Genomic DNA, 14,173 nt, shown 5'->3' with positions numbered 1-14,173 from the left:
TCCCCGCCCTCCGGCAGGAAATTCGTCAGGTCCGCGGCCAGAAACGAAGCCAGAACCGCTGCGGGGACTCGATCAAGACCTCCCGCAGCAACGCCTCCATGCTGGCCGCCCTGGGCTCCACCAAACGCCGCGCCAGCAGCACGAAAACACCGAATGCCAGTCCCACCGCCGCATAAAAGAGACTGAACCGGTTCCATTCCAGGCCCAGCCATCGCCAGGTCCGTTCCCCCACCGCATCGATCCACAGGCCCCATCCAATCGGCGCCAGACCGAGCGTCACATTGCTCGCCACCGAGTACAACGCGAAAAAGTGGTTCCGGCCCATGGGTGGTATGACCGCCATGGCCAGGCGCGTGTGCGCCATCTGAACCAGCGCCGCCAACAGACCCATCAGGAATTGCAACGCCAGGACCCAGCCGGGGGAAGGCTCCCGCCATCGGCCGGCCATCAGCATCCAGCCCGTCACCACCGCCAGCCATCCCAGACCGCAAAACTGGATCACAGGCCGGCTGCCCAGGTGGTCCAGTCGCGACCCCAGAAACCACAAACTGCTCAAGCCCCCCGCAAAGGCCGCCGAAGTCGCCCACAGCACGTGCCCCTCCGTGTAACCGAGAGACACCTTCAAAAACGCCACGGTAAAGGCTGTCATCCCGCCGTAGGCCACCGACCAAGCCACCACCGCCTGCAAAAGCCGTGCAAAAGGTGGATGCCGCAGCATCGCCAGCCAGGGCACCGGACCGCGTCCACCGGACGCTTCACACGCCGGCGGCACGTCCGGCATCCGCTTCAAAAACACCAGACTCAGTCCGCCCATCACCGCGCTGAACGCGAACAACGTGGCAAATTGCCAGGGCCTCCCCTCCCCACCCAACAACAGGGCCGCAACCCACAGCGTGACCATGCCCGCCAGGTTCTGAAGGGCGGCATCCCGGGCCAGATACCGACCCCGGAGTCCGGCCGGTACCAGTGCAGTGATCCACGGCAGCCAGGCGCAACTCGAGATCCCGCGCGAGAGGTTGAACCCGAACAGCAGAAACAACAGCAGCGCCAGCTGATTCCGCGCATCCAACACCCCTCCCAGCAAGGGCACCAGAGCCATCCCGAAGATGAACAACACGCGGATCCCCCAACCGCTGACGACAAAGCGCCGGTAACCCACCCGTGGGATGTGCGCCGCGGCAGGGATCTGCAGAATCACCAGCAGGGGCATCATTCCGGCAATCACCCCCAACACCGTTGCGCTGGCCCCCAGCGCTTTCGCGTAGAGGATCATGGGACTGCCCAGCACGACCTGATACGAAAGCGCGTTGAACCAGGCGAACAGATAGGCGTGACGCAGCCCGGCGGGAATTCTCTCCGCCCCGCCTTGGGCGGGGGCGGATGCCGTGTCCACATGCGCTTCGCGCGGCGCCGGATACCCGCAGGTTTCACCCGACCCAGCCTCTCCGGAACGGCCTTGACCCCCCTCCTGCACGGTGTCCTCCTCTCCCACCGGGGACCGCGGCCTCAAACCGCCTGACCCGCAACAACGGGCGCCCCCAACCGACCCGTCTCCGCCAGCAACCGCTGCAGCCTGCGGCCGTGCGCCACGGCCACAGGATCCCGCCCCAGCGCCTCCACCGTCCACGGCAATCGCGCCGTCCAGTTCTCCTCCGACCTGGTCCCCGGGCGATTGTACCGCGTGGCCAGCGCCAGCACGTCATCCAACAAAACCACCGCCAGATACGACGCCGCACCAAACACTGCGCGCAACAACCCCTCCTGCACATGCGGCGTGTACGCCCGGGGCGGCGGCACGCCGGGCAGGCCGGCAAATTCCATCAGATACTCCAGCTCCCTGCGCGCCCCTGCGTCCCCGTTGTCCGCCGCTGCCCACAACTCCAACCACCGCGCTGCCAGAGGCGGATGATCGTGCGTGGCCGGTTGCACCAGCGACAACCGCGGGTACCGCTTGGGGTCCGTGTAGCGGCCGTCCGGTTCCCGGCAGAACATCGGAATCCGAAACCCCGGAATGCCCAGCCGCCGCAGCGATTCCGGGACGTACTCGGGAACCCAACCCAGGTCCTCCGCCACGATGGTGGCCTCGCCCGAAGCCTCCTGCAGCATCCGCAACAGTGCCTCACCGTGCGCCTGATTGGCGGCCCGATGCTCGGGCGTGTCGTCCGGAAACGGCAAAAACCGCGGCAACCGCCCGCCGGTGCGTCGCGCGGCCTCCTCCGGCGTCAAATCCACAAACTCCCTGTTCCGCTCCGGCACCCACGGAAACGAGTAGATCCGAAAAAAGCCCAGCACATGATCCACCCGATAGGCGTGAAAGTACCGTGTTAGATGCCGGACGCGCTCCCGCCACCAGGCATAATCCTCCCGCCGGTGCTCTTCCCAGCGATAGTTCGGTACGCCCCAGTTCTGTCCCCATTTTTCCACGAACGGATCGCTCCGGAAGGTGGTCTCCGGCGGGGCGCCGCCCGACCATTCCAGGTCGAACAGGTGTTGCTTCGCCCAGACGTCCGCGCTGGCCCGTGCCACGCCGTACGGCAGGTCCCCCATCAGGGCCACGCCTCTTCTCTCCGCGTCCTGGCGCACGCCCAGCCACTGCTGGTGCGCCAGCCATTGCACATAGCAGAAGAATCGGTGCCGGTCCGCCAGGGCCTGTCGCCTGGCCCCGGGCAGCGTCTCCAGCCACTGGCGCGCCCGGTCGGGGCTCCTGTGCTCGGCCGGCCAGTCCTCCCAGGAAGCCGAGCCGTCGTTCTCCTCCATCAGCACGCGGAACCACGCATAGTCTTCCAACCAGTCCGCCTCTTCCTCACAGAACCTGCGGAACGCCCGGGCGCGTGCCGTCTCCGGTTCCCACTCCCTCCGGCAAAAACTGGCGTACGCCTCCTCCAACAAACGGAGCTTCAACGCCCGCACCGCCTCATAATCCACCGGCCCGGACCGCAACCCCTCGATGTCCACCTCCCTCAGCACCGCCTCCCAGGTCACGGGGTCCAGGTCCGGAACCGTGCCGGGCCGCAGATCCAGGGTGCCGTACTCCAGCGCGCGGGCGCTGATCGCGTTGTAGGGGCTGAAATCCTCGCCCAATTCATGAATGGGCAGCGTCTGCAGGATCTGCAGACCGTGCGCTTCGCACCAGTCCAACAGCGCACGAACCCCGGCCGTGTCACCGATGCCGAGGTCGTCCGAAGTCCGAATGGCAAACACGGGGATCAGAATCCCCCCGTAGCGATGTTCCACAACCAGCCTCATCCGCGCGCACAAGATGGCAGAAGACGGACAGGCTTCAATCCCGGGCGCGTCCCTCGCACCGGCGCAGCAGCCGTTCGAGCTCCCGCGGCGTGGCGGTCCCCGTCGTCCCCAGTTTGCGCACCACCACAGCAGCCGCCAGATTCGCCATCTCCAACGCCTCCTGTGGCAGCGCCCCGGCCGCCAGCGCGGCCACCAGATGCGCACTGACCGCGTCGCCCGCGCCCACCACATCCACCGGCCCTTCCACCGGTACAGCGGGCACGGTCCACAATTCGCCTGTCGGCCAAGCCCCCAACAAGCCGTCCGCACCCAGCGTGACCACCACGGGCTGCCCGTTCCGCTCCGCCAGTCGAAGCGCCTCCGCCCCCGCACGGCGTGCGCGGACCGGCCGGTGCGCCCCCGACAACAGGCCCAGTTCCCGCAGGTTCATCTTCCACATCACCCGCGGAAACCCGCGCAATCCGGTCCGGCTGTCCGCCAGCACCAACAGCTCCGGTTCGTCCGACACCGCCGCTTCCAACGCCTGCAAAACCTCCGGCCCCACCACGCCCGTGCCGTGGCGATCCACCTGGTTCAGCACGATGACGGCATCCACCCGCGGTGCCAGCTCCCTCACCCGCTCCGCCAACGCCACGCGCAACCCGCGCGGCGTGGGCGACATGTTCTTCATGTCCAGCCGATTCAATTCCCGGGGCGGGCGGCCGGGCTCCACCAGCAACGGTTTCGTGTAGGTGAAGGTCCGGCGTTCAGATGTCTCCAACAGGGCGTCCAGTTGCACGCCGGACAGACTCGCCAGCGACCGCCGCAATTCGTATCCCTCCCCGTCTGCACCGTGAAATCCCACCGGCCAAACCCGGCCCACACCCGCCGCCACCAGGTTGTTCACCACCGTGCCCGCCGCACCCGGCTGCGCCCGCACCCGCACCACGTTGTACACCGGAAGGCCCGTCTCCAACGAACGCTCCTTCTGCCGCGGGTCAATCTCAAGGTACCGGTCCAGGGCAAAATCCCCCACCACCGCAATCCGCAGCCTGCCGTACCGCCGGCACAACTCCCGCAGCCGGTCCACCGACAACGTCTGCACGGGACCTCCGCCCGTTGCGCCCGGGCGCGTCTGCTTTACCCGCTTCATGGGATCCTCCGTTTCAACCGCTGCCAGAGCGACGTCAGGAAGAGCCGGTTGTCACATTGCACATATCGCATCGTGCCACCCATTCGGGCGTAACTCTTGCAAAACCGGAGGTAATAGGCCGGATTGTCCTTCGGCGGTTCCCCCCGCGTCCAGTCCCAGGCTCCGCCTTCCTGCAGATCCACCACAAAAATCGTGTGACCGCTGACCCTCGGCCGGCCCGCCTGCCGCCGCAGGTTGTTCACGCAGCTCAGACTCTTCTCGAACACCTGCGGGCCCATCACCGCCGACCCCACCGACAACACCACACCGCCGTCCAACCGCTCCACCGAGGCGCCGAAGGCCGCGAAATCCCAGCCGCCCGCCCGGCCCAGCACCGCGCCGTTGAACCACGGATGCGTGGCCACGATGTCATAACCGATGCCCGGGTGCACCGTGAAGGGCACACCCCGCTCGAACGCCCGCGCCACCAGGGAGTGGGCCTTGAAAGGATGCGACACCTGCACACGCCCGCCGCTCAGACCGTGGCGCACCATCGTCTGCAGCAGATCCGCCCGCGCCGCCGTCAGGGGATGCCGGGGCTCTTCCCGGATGCTCCGCTCCAGATCCTCCGGCGCGGGCAGCTCCAAACCCTCCTCGGCCACGAACCGCCCCAGACTCCGCCCCCAACCCTCGCCCCTGAGGGCCCCCGCCAACAGCGCCAAATGCAGGTAACGCCCCGTCTCGTCCCAGGTGCCAAAACAACCCTCCACCACATGCGCCCGCACGCTCTCCTCGGTCCGGCCCAGGAACGCCAGCTCCCAGTCATGGATCGTGCCCGCACCGTTCGTGGCCAGATGGGTCACCCAACCGGCCTCCATCAGCCGGATCACCACGTCCATCAGACCGTTCTTGACCAGATGCGCCCCGTAGATCAGCAGAACCGACGCGTCCCGCTCGCGCGCGTGTCGAATCTTCTCCGCGGCCTCCAACACGGCCGCGTCCACCTCCGCCGGCACGGGGCCGGGCGCCTGATCCGGCGAGACCAGAATGTCGGACAGCCGGCTGAGACTCCGCCGCTCGGCCAGGGGCCACACGCGCACCTGTTCCAGGGGCAGGCGCTCTTCCCTGCCCGGCCCCCCTGTTGCATTTCTGGCGTCCACTTTCATCCTTTCTGAACGGGCGGCCCCCAGTCTGGGCCATCCTCCCGGCTCTTCACAAGTCGGCTGCGGTGCTCCTTCTCCTCCCCGCATCCACGCCCGTTTTCACGACACGGCCGGGGCCGAAGCGCTTGACTGATCCGGACTCTGGGCCACCATCCCCGCGTGGCATTGTTCACCATCCACGCGGATTGCCGCTACGAAATCGTGCGCAAGATCGCCGAGGGCGGGATGGGCATCGTCTACGAGGCCGAACAACACGGCGCCCACGGCTTCGTCAAACGGGTGGCCATCAAGGTCATCCGCCAGCAGTACGCCCGCCAGCCGGAGTTCATCGCCAACTTCATCGGCGAGGCCAAGCTGGTCGCCGACCTCATCCACACCAACATCGTCCAGACCTATCACCTCGGCGAGGCCCATGGCGTGTATTTCATCGCCATGGAACTCATCCGCGGGGTCAATCTCGAACAATTCACCCAGCAACACGTCCAGCGCGCACGGCGCCTGCCCCGTGAACTGGCCGTCTTCATCGTCAGCCGCGTCGCACGCGGCCTGGCCTATGCCCATGCCAAAACCGACCGCGACGGCCGTCCCCTCGGCATCGTGCACCGCGACGTCAGCTTCAAAAACATCCTCATCGCCTTCGAAGGCGACGTCAAACTCACCGACTTCGGCATTGCCAAAGCCCGCGGTTACCTCACCGATCAGGAGGGCGAGGTCATCGCCGGGAAGGCCGATTTCATGAGTCCCGAGCAGGCCAGCTTCCAAAAGACCGACAAACGCTCCGACCTTTTCTCGGCCGGGGTCGTCCTCGCGCATCTGCTGCTCGGCTACAACATCTTCAAGGCCGCCACACCCGAGGAGTCCCGCCAGCGCGTCCTGCAACTGCCCATCCCGGACTTCCGGACCCTCGACGAGCGCATTGACGACCGGCTCAATGCCATCCTTCACAAGGCCCTCGCTCGGGATCTTCACAAGCGCTATGCCTCCGCCGACGAACTGCTGTACGATCTCGAACACTACATCTATCACGCCGGATACGGCCCCACCAACGAAACCCTGGGACGCTACATCCGCGAATTGTTCGACGGCTCCGGCGCCACAGCCGGCCCTTCGCCCCTGATGGAGAAGAGCACCGGACTCATGCTCCGGGCCGAACACCTTTCCCGACCCCACTGAAGGCTTTCGCATGGCTGCCAAACACATCTCCCCGCGTCCGCGCCGCGTGCGCATCGGGCTCATTCAGGCCCGGGCCACACCGGATCCCGACGACAACCTCCGCCGTACATTGCGCGCCATCCGGCAGGCCGCCCGTCAGGGTGCCCGCATCATCTGCACCCAGGAGCTCTTTCGCTCCCTCTATTTCTGCCAGTGCGAGAACCACGACTTTTTCCGCCTCGCCGAACCCATACCCGGCCCCACCACACGCGCCTTCCAACGCCTGGCGCGCGAGCTGCATGTGGTGTTGATCGCCTCCCTGTTCGAACGCCGCGCCCCCGGCCTCTACCACAACACCGCCGCCGTCATCGACGCCGACGGTTCCCTCGCGGGGCTCTACCGCAAAATGCACATCCCGGACGATCCGCTTTACTACGAGAAGTTCTACTTCACCCCGGGCGACCTCGGCTTCCGCTGCTTCGCCACCCGTTACGCCCGCGTGGGTGTGCTCATCTGCTGGGACCAGTGGTATCCGGAAGCCGCACGACTGACGGCGCTCCAGGGGGCAGAAATCCTGTTCTATCCCACCGCCATCGGCTGGCATCCATCCGAAAAAGCCGAACATGGCGAGAAACAACACGCCGCCTGGGAAATCATCCAGCGCAGCCATGCCGTCGCCAATGGCTGTTACGTGGCCGCCGCCAACCGGGTGGGCCACGAACGCCTCCCGGAAACCCCCGGCGACGGCTTGGAATTTTGGGGCCAGAGCTTCGTCGCCGGCCCGTCCGGTGAACTGCTGGCCAAGGCCTCGTCCGATCGCGAGGAAATCCTCCTGGCAGACCTGGACCTGGAAGCCCTCGACATTACCCGCACCCATTGGCCGTTCCTGCGCGACCGTCGCATTGACGCATACGCCGGGCTGACCCGGCGGTGGTTGGATCCGGCCGGCCCCGGCGCGAACCACTGAGCCGGTACCCCCGGGGCCTGCACGCCAGAGAACGCATCCCGCGGGTTTGCCCTTGCCCGTACCTTCCCTCGACCCATCATGGTTTTTGATGAACAAGGAACAAGTGGCGGCCATCCTGACCGAGATCGGCACCCTGCTCAAACTGAAGGGTGAAAACCCGTTCAAAACCCGCGCCTACCTCAATGCCGCCCGCGCCATCGAAAGCCTCGACGAGCCGATCGAAAAGGTCGTGGCCGAGGGCCGTCTGGACCAGGTCAAGGGCATCGGCGAAAGCCTGCGCGAAAAAATCACCGAACTCGTCACCACCGGCCGCCTCCCCTATTACGAGGAACTCAAGGCTTCCATCCCTCCCGGTCTGATCGAGTTGCTCGACATCCCGGGCCTGGGGCCCAAACGCATCCTCACCCTCCGCGAAAAACTTGGGATCGAATCCGTCGAGGCCCTGGAAAGGGCCTGCCGCGAAGGCAAGGTCGCCACCCTGCCCGGCTTCGGCGAAAAAACCCAGGCCAACCTGTTGGAGGGCATACAAAGACGGCGCCAGTTCGCCTCCCAACATCTGCTCATCGAGGCGTGGTCCGCCGCCGAACCCCTGCTGGAGTTCCTCCGGCAACACCCCGACGTGATCCGCTCCAGCCCCGCCGGGAGCCTGCGCCGCAGCAAGGAGGTCATCGGCGACCTCGATCTGCTGGCATCCAGCAAGAATCCCAGACGCGTACTGGAGGATTTCACCCGTCAACCCGGCGTGACCAAGGTCCTCGCCAAGGGCGATACCAAGGCCAGTGTCCTGCTCGAAGGCGGGCTCCAGGCCGACCTGCGCGTGGTGGCCGATCGCGAGTTCCCCTTCGCCCAGATGTACTTCACGGGGAGCAAGCAACACAACATCGTCATGCGCCAGCGGGCCATCGAACGCGGCCTGCGCCTCAACGAATACGGCCTGTTCCGATCCCAGGAAGAGACCCGGGATCCCAAATTGCTCATCCCCTGCCGGGACGAAGCCGAAGTCTTCCAACAACTCGGCCTGCACTACATCCCTCCGGAGCTCCGCGAAGACCTCGGCGAATTCGAGGCGGCCGAAAAGGGACCCATCCCGCGCCTGCTGGAATGGACCGATCTGAAGGGGTCGCTCCACAACCACACCACCTGGAGCGACGGCCACATGACCCTTGAGGAAACCGTTCAACTGGCCCGCTCGCTCGGTCTGGCCTACTGGGCCGTCACTGACCACTCCCGCTCCTCCTTTCAGGCCAACGGACTCGACCCTGGGCGCCTCCGCCAGCAGATCCGGGCTATCCGCGACCTCAACCGCAGACTCGAAGACGAGGAAGCCGACTTCCGCCTCCTGGCAGGCACGGAGGTGGACATCCTGCGTGACCGACTCGACTTCGACGACGATCTCCTGGCCGAACTGGATTTCGTCATCGCCAGTCTCCATGTCCCGGCCAACAACGAGGCCGAAAACACCAAACGACTTGTCCGAGCCGCCCAGAACCGTTTCGTCCACGCACTCGGCCATCCCACCGGCCGGCTCCTCCTCGAACGTGATCCTTATCCCGTCAACCTCGACGCCGTCATCGAAGCCTGTGCGGAAACGGGCACCTGGATCGAACTCAACTGCAACCCGCGCCGCTTCGACATGGATTGGCGCCACTGGCCGGCCGCCTTGCGCAAGGGTGTCCGATGCGTCCTCGGCCCCGACGCACACCGCCGCGAGCACGCCGCCTACCTGAAACTCGGCGTGGGCGTGGCACGTAAGGGCTGGCTCAAACCATCCGACGTCATCAACACCCTCCCTTGGAACCAGCTCCAGCGTGCCCTCCGCAAAAAACGACAGGGCCGCTGACAACCCGGCCCGACCGTCCCGGCGCGGTTCCCTGCGCCCACCGGGCGACCTCAAGTCTGGCCGGCCGGCGTGCGTGGCCCATCCTGCGCGGCCCGCCATTCCTCCGGCGTGTTGCAGTTGCGGAGACAGACACCCTCCGCCTCGCTCACCGTCCACCGGCGAATGGCACCCTCATTCCAGCAGCGTTCGGCAAACAGCCGCGCGGCAGGCCGGCATCGCACCAAAAGGTCCACCGCCAGTGCATGGCACCGCTTGGGATACACCGCCACCAGCGGTTCCCACTGCCCCTGCCAGACAGGAACCGCACCGGTCCGTTCGTTGCAGTGCCCCAACAGCCTGTCCAAAAACTCCACCGTCAACGCCGGCAGATCCACCGCCACCACCAGCAGCAGGCCCGTCGAGGCCGCTTCCAACCCGCGCTCGATGCCGGCCAACGGCCCGGAATCCGGAAACCGGTCCCACAACAGCGGGACCTTCACCCCCCCGTAACGCGCCCCCTCACGCACCGAAACAAACACCTCCGCCGGTCGCAGTGACTGCACCAGGGTCACCTGCCGTTCCAACAGGGTCCCACCCTGCCACGGCAGGTTGGCCTTGTCGCAGCCCATCCGGGAGGATGAGCCGCCCGCCAGGACCACTGCACTGAAAGGAGATCGCCCCGTCATTTGCCAGCTCCAAGCTCCGCCCCCGCGGAGTCGCGCCGCAACCAGCCATCCGTGAGGATGCGAGCCCGCAACCCTCCCCGACCGCGCAACCACATCTCCACCCGTTCATCTCCAAAGGCGCGGTTCATCCAGTAGCAGGGCCGGCACTCCTCCACACCGAAGAACCGCACCCCCTGCAACTCGAATTCCCGGCCGATGAGCCCGTTCAGGTCCAGTCCCTCCGTGATCACGTTGCGGCGCGTGGCCGAGGGGCTGGCCTCCCGCAGCCCGAGTTCGCGTTTCATGGCCTCGAGGGTTTCCCACGCAAAAAACGTGATCTGCCCCTTGTAATCGTCCTTGAAATCGAAGAACCGGTCTCCCCGCAGGCCGCGCCCTGCCACGCACTCGACGGCGTCCACCTCCAGAATCGGATGCTCTCCCGGCGGCTGTCCGTGATGACCGAAATAGTTGTGCCCCGGCGAAATGAACAGATGTCGGATCCTGGTCATGCTCCACCGAACATGTCGGGCAGCCCCCGAGTGTCAAGCCGCCCCCTGCCAGCGCCACTGCCGCGTGCGGACCTCGTAGAGTTCCGCGCAGCGGCCGCACAGGCCCAGCCCGGCTTCCCACCAGGAGACCTCGGCTCGAATCACGGATTCCAAGGCCCGTGCCCGCTCCTCCGGCACCCACTCGAAGGATGGAAATCCGCACAACGGACAGGTGCCGCCGGGCGCGGGCTTCTTCTCCGCCCGCACCCCTCGCGGATCGTTCGCCCACCGGACCAGCTCGGCATGGGAAGGACGCTTCCCACCCCACAGGCGGTTCAAAACCTCGGCACGCCGTTCGGCAGGCCAGAAACCAAACCCCCGCCCCAGTGCATCCGCGTATGCCTCGCGGGAGGTGGCCACCGGATGACCCGCCGCAGCGAGCCGGCCATCTATGCTCAAATCCCACAACAACCGGTAACGCTCCCGCACCAGCCTTTCGAGCCCCACCGGCACCCCCGATGTCAGAAGATCCGGCTCGTAACCGAACGCCGGATCCAACATGTCACGCAAATGCAGAAATTCGTGCCGCAGGAACGCTTCCAACCCCTCCCCCCCGGCCAGTTTCTCCGGAGCCAGCACCAGGACGGCGCTCCTGCCGCCGCCCGGGCCCACGTACAGTTCCACGCCCGGTTCCACCCCCGCCCGCGGTCGGGCAACCGCCAGCCGCCCCAGTTCGGCGTCCCCGAGCATCTCCTCGAATATCCGACGCCACCGGTCTTCCAAACCCCATTCCCGGAACCATTCCAGATGCAGCTCGTGAAACCGCCGCTCCCGCGCATCCGGATCCAGGATCCGATAAGCCATCTCCCGCTCGGCATGGTATCGAGCGATCTGAGCCGCCGGCACGCGCCCCGCGGCCCGGCGGGTGTACAGAAAGACCGCACTCTCCAGGAACGCCGTTTCGTACAGGATTTCCATGGCCTCAGGTTGGCGGTGCGCCCGCACCCGGCGGCATCGCCGCCAGGCCGCAACTGGCACACAGGCGCTCGAGGGCCTCGTTCACCGGACGCAGGCCCAGTTCATCCGAACCCGGTGCGATCTGAAAACGCCGGCATTCCTCCGCAACGAACCTGTGCGTACACCGGGCCACGCCACGAAGCATCGGCTCGGTTGTGAACTGTTCCAGCCTCCGGGCAAAGGCCGGCAACCATTGTGCCGCATGTTCGCGCAGGAACTTCCGCTGCGCGTCCCGGCAGAGCTGCAAGGGCTCCTCCGGCGCACCCTGCCGCCAGAACCACGCCTCCTTGGCAGCCAGCACGCAGAGAAATTCCAGTTCCACGCTCGCGTGATCGGGCCGCTCGTCGGCGTCCCCGGCCAGCTCCATCCCAAACGCCCGATAAAACCCCGCCAGATCGGCCAGCCGATGCGGATGATACAACGGATCCGCATGGAGCAGTCCGTACTCGATCTCGTTGATCGGACAGATGCCGCGGGCCGCGTGGCCAAACGCCGCCTCATAGGCCTCCCGATACCTCGCGAAACCCTCCGGGTCGAACCGCACGGGCTCCTGCGAGCGGCACCCGGCCAGGGACCAGGCCCTGGCAAACGCGGTCTCCACCCCGGCGTCGCTCAACCAGGCCCACGTGTCCGGTCGGGGATCTGCCAAGGCCGCCGCCAGCACCCGATAAACGAAACTCCGCGCCAGCGCCAGGTCCGTCCGTTCCCGGACCTCGGCCTCCGCCGGCCCGGAGCCGGGAGGCGTGCCCTGCCCCGGGTCGGCCATCGTGCCGTCCTCCGCCGGCTGATAGTTGGGGAAGACCGACCGTTGGGGACCGGCAGGCCGGGCTCCCCAGTCGCCGCCGGGTCGAAATTCAGATCGAGTTGGCATGTTGTTCCGGTCGCCGATGAAACGGTTCCTGCACCGTCGTTTCGATGATCTTGGTGCCGTCTTTGGCGTACCCGATGATGGTGTCGTTGTAGAGCACGAACTTCCGCCCGCGGATTTCGGTCTCGTACACTTTCGGCCCCTCGCGAATCTCGTAGCGATGGCAGACGCGGGGGTCTTTCCCGAACAACTGCAGCACCGCCAACAGCTCACGGTCGGGCACCATGTAACGCTCGATCGCCTCATCCACCCCCGGACCGAACATCTGCCGCAGATAGGGTCGCGGCACCCAACGGGGCGGGATGTAATAACCGTTCGGTTCGGTGCCGAACTGCGGGTACAGCGGAAGCGCCACACGCGCGACATGAACCAGATAATACAGGGGATTGTAACGATCCTCTTTCCAGGTCCCGTCCGGCTCCAACTCCACAAAACCCTGGAGTCGAATGTGACCGATGCACGCCGCCATGCAGCGCGTCTGCATGGGTAACCCGCCGCCGGCCGGATCCCGGCCCTCCAGCCGCGGATAACAGCCGATGCACTTTTCGCTGGTCCGCGTGTTGGACCGGTACATCGCCTTCTTGTACGGACAGGCCTCCATGCACTTGCGGTAGCCCCGGCACCGCTCCTGATCAATCAGAACGATCCCGTCCTCGGGCCGCTTGTAGATCGCATTGCGCGGACAGGCAGCCAGACACGCCGGGTACGTGCAGTGATTGCAAATCCGCGCCAGGTAAAAGAACCAGGTTCGATGCTCGGGCAGTCGCTGGCCGTCCTGAAAGTACCGATCCGGCGCACCCTTCTCCGCCGCCACCGGATGGTCCTCGTACCGATTCGGAGCCGACCATTCCTCGTCCGGGGGGAGATAACCCAATGCGCGATTCGCACCCTCAGGACCCATCAGATCCTGCGCGGCTTCGAATATGGTCTTGCCGTCAAAGCGGCCGTACGGCGCCCGGACCGGCTCCGGCACGCCGCCCCACACCTGGCCGCCCGGATTCGCCTTCTCCAGCAGCGCCAGCGTCTTCACGTCCCAGTGATGCGGGTAGCCGCCGTATGGCTTCGTCTCGACATTGTTCCACCACATGTACTCCTGGCCGCGCGAAAAGGTCCACGTGGACTTGCACGCCATCGTGCAGGTCTGACAGCCGATGCAGCGGTTCAGATTGAACACGAACGCAAACTGCTCCCGCGGATACGCCGCCGGGTAAGGATATGCCATCCCCCGGCCCAATTGCCAGTTGTACACCGTGCTCATAACTCGCCCTTCTGCCCCTCGACGCTCACCGCTCCCGATCCTTCTTCCTCCGGGCCGTTGCCGGCCGCTCGCACCTGTCCCGGGAAACCGGTTTCCGGGCCCTGCCGGGGCGGCATTCCATCCGCCGCCCGTCCCCATCGGGCGAAGACCCGTTCAATGAGTTCCTTGACACTGTCGTCTCCGTGGCGGCGCCACACGCTGTGCGGCCCGCGATAATACGGGTTGCGAAAGAGCGCCAGTATCTGATGCGCCCCGTAACCGAGCCGCAGAAACTCCTCGATGAAGGTCTCGGCCATCGCCCATGACGTATCCTCCGTCGTCGGCAACAGAACTCCCATGAGCTCGTACGGATCCTCCGCGTCCCATTCCTCCCACGGCATGGCTGGTTTCCTTTCTGTCGGTGCTCGCTGTGCGGTCAG

The 14,173-nt window shown here is 66.0% G+C and carries 13 protein-coding genes; 3 read left to right on the top strand and 10 right to left on the bottom strand.

Annotated features, from left to right (window positions below):
* Window positions 1–25: 25 nt before the first annotated feature.
* From ACPDIX_RS08145 to ACPDIX_RS08130, 4 genes are read right to left on the bottom strand one after another with little or no spacing between them, the layout of a single operon-like run.
* Window positions 26–1,474, bottom strand: coding sequence for an MFS transporter (locus tag ACPDIX_RS08145; protein WP_423431288.1), 1,449 nt, complete (start codon window positions 1,472–1,474; stop codon window positions 26–28).
* 32 nt (window positions 1,475–1,506) lie between these two features.
* On the bottom strand, window positions 1,507–3,246 hold the full coding sequence (locus ACPDIX_RS08140) for a 4-alpha-glucanotransferase (protein ID WP_423431287.1): 1,740 nt from the start codon (window positions 3,244–3,246) through the stop codon (window positions 1,507–1,509).
* Window positions 3,247–3,280: 34 nt separating this feature from the next.
* Window positions 3,281–4,378 (bottom strand): bifunctional heptose 7-phosphate kinase/heptose 1-phosphate adenyltransferase, encoded by a 1,098-nt coding sequence (locus ACPDIX_RS08135; RefSeq protein WP_423431286.1) that lies wholly within the window; start codon window positions 4,376–4,378, stop codon window positions 3,281–3,283.
* Window positions 4,375–5,523, bottom strand: a complete 1,149-nt coding sequence (locus tag ACPDIX_RS08130; protein ID WP_423431285.1) for a hypothetical protein — start codon at window positions 5,521–5,523, stop codon at window positions 4,375–4,377. Before ACPDIX_RS08130 ends, ACPDIX_RS08135 begins: the two co-directional genes overlap by 4 nt.
* Before the next feature lie 156 nt (window positions 5,524–5,679).
* Between ACPDIX_RS08130 and ACPDIX_RS08125 the strand changes: the two genes are divergently transcribed.
* The 3 genes from ACPDIX_RS08125 (at window position 5,680) to polX (ending at window position 9,479) form a co-directional block, all read left to right on the top strand.
* Window positions 5,680–6,693: a serine/threonine protein kinase gene (locus tag ACPDIX_RS08125; protein ID WP_423431284.1), complete on the top strand. Its 1,014-nt coding sequence runs from the start codon at window positions 5,680–5,682 to the stop codon at window positions 6,691–6,693.
* Window positions 6,694–6,703: 10 nt separating this feature from the next.
* Complete coding sequence (locus tag ACPDIX_RS08120) at window positions 6,704–7,639, top strand: carbon-nitrogen hydrolase (RefSeq protein WP_423431283.1); 936 nt, start codon at window positions 6,704–6,706, stop codon at window positions 7,637–7,639.
* Window positions 7,640–7,727: 88 nt separating this feature from the next.
* Entirely contained in the window at window positions 7,728–9,479 is a 1,752-nt protein-coding gene (gene polX / locus ACPDIX_RS08115) for a DNA polymerase/3'-5' exonuclease PolX (protein ID WP_423431282.1), read from the top strand.
* Between the two features lie 50 nt (window positions 9,480–9,529).
* Here polX and mobA read toward each other — a convergent pair whose 3' ends face one another.
* Genes mobA through ACPDIX_RS08085 form a run of 6 tightly spaced genes read right to left on the bottom strand, consistent with a single transcriptional unit; the run spans window position 9,530 to window position 14,134 of the window.
* Window positions 9,530–10,144 (bottom strand): molybdenum cofactor guanylyltransferase, encoded by a 615-nt coding sequence (gene mobA, locus ACPDIX_RS08110; protein WP_423431281.1) that lies wholly within the window; start codon window positions 10,142–10,144, stop codon window positions 9,530–9,532.
* Window positions 10,141–10,632: an MOSC domain-containing protein gene (locus ACPDIX_RS08105; protein WP_423431280.1), complete on the bottom strand. Its 492-nt coding sequence runs from the start codon at window positions 10,630–10,632 to the stop codon at window positions 10,141–10,143. The genes mobA and ACPDIX_RS08105 overlap by 4 nt, the downstream gene beginning before the upstream one ends.
* A gap of 33 nt (window positions 10,633–10,665) precedes the next feature.
* Window positions 10,666–11,589: a hypothetical protein gene (locus ACPDIX_RS08100; RefSeq protein ID WP_423431279.1), complete on the bottom strand. Its 924-nt coding sequence runs from the start codon at window positions 11,587–11,589 to the stop codon at window positions 10,666–10,668.
* A gap of 4 nt (window positions 11,590–11,593) precedes the next feature.
* Complete coding sequence (locus tag ACPDIX_RS08095; protein ID WP_423431278.1) at window positions 11,594–12,499, bottom strand: TorD/DmsD family molecular chaperone; 906 nt, start codon at window positions 12,497–12,499, stop codon at window positions 11,594–11,596.
* Window positions 12,483–13,754, bottom strand: coding sequence for a 4Fe-4S dicluster domain-containing protein (locus ACPDIX_RS08090; protein WP_423431277.1), 1,272 nt, complete (start codon window positions 13,752–13,754; stop codon window positions 12,483–12,485). The genes ACPDIX_RS08095 and ACPDIX_RS08090 overlap by 17 nt, the downstream gene beginning before the upstream one ends.
* Window positions 13,751–14,134, bottom strand: a complete 384-nt coding sequence (locus ACPDIX_RS08085; RefSeq protein WP_423431276.1) for a hypothetical protein — start codon at window positions 14,132–14,134, stop codon at window positions 13,751–13,753. Before ACPDIX_RS08085 ends, ACPDIX_RS08090 begins: the two co-directional genes overlap by 4 nt.
* Window positions 14,135–14,173: the final 39 nt, after the last annotated feature.

This window comes from Limisphaera sp. 4302-co, from assembly GCF_049537155.1.
Lineage (GTDB): Bacteria > Verrucomicrobiota > Verrucomicrobiia > Limisphaerales > Limisphaeraceae > Limisphaera.
The sequence above is the reverse complement of the archived record's forward strand: the minus strand, read 5'-3'. Positions and strand labels throughout refer to the sequence as shown.

Coding starts and splice junctions, on each gene's coding strand:
- ACPDIX_RS08140 (WP_423431287.1), bottom strand. CDS start 3,246: ATGAGGCTGGTTGTGGAACATCGCTACGGGGGGATTCTGATCCCCGTG.
- ACPDIX_RS08135 (WP_423431286.1), bottom strand. CDS start 4,378: ATGAAGCGGGTAAAGCAGACGCGCCCGGGCGCAACGGGCGGAGGTCCC.
- ACPDIX_RS08130 (WP_423431285.1), bottom strand. CDS start 5,523: ATGAAAGTGGACGCCAGAAATGCAACAGGGGGGCCGGGCAGGGAAGAG.
- ACPDIX_RS08120 (WP_423431283.1), top strand. CDS start 6,704: ATGGCTGCCAAACACATCTCCCCGCGTCCGCGCCGCGTGCGCATCGGG.
- polX (WP_423431282.1), top strand. CDS start 7,728: ATGAACAAGGAACAAGTGGCGGCCATCCTGACCGAGATCGGCACCCTG.
- mobA (WP_423431281.1), bottom strand. CDS start 10,144: ATGACGGGGCGATCTCCTTTCAGTGCAGTGGTCCTGGCGGGCGGCTCA.
- ACPDIX_RS08105 (WP_423431280.1), bottom strand. CDS start 10,632: ATGACCAGGATCCGACATCTGTTCATTTCGCCGGGGCACAACTATTTC.
- ACPDIX_RS08100 (WP_423431279.1), bottom strand. CDS start 11,589: ATGGAAATCCTGTACGAAACGGCGTTCCTGGAGAGTGCGGTCTTTCTG.
- ACPDIX_RS08095 (WP_423431278.1), bottom strand. CDS start 12,499: ATGCCAACTCGATCTGAATTTCGACCCGGCGGCGACTGGGGAGCCCGG.
- ACPDIX_RS08090 (WP_423431277.1), bottom strand. CDS start 13,754: ATGAGCACGGTGTACAACTGGCAATTGGGCCGGGGGATGGCATATCCT.
- ACPDIX_RS08085 (WP_423431276.1), bottom strand. CDS start 14,134: ATGCCGTGGGAGGAATGGGACGCGGAGGATCCGTACGAGCTCATGGGA.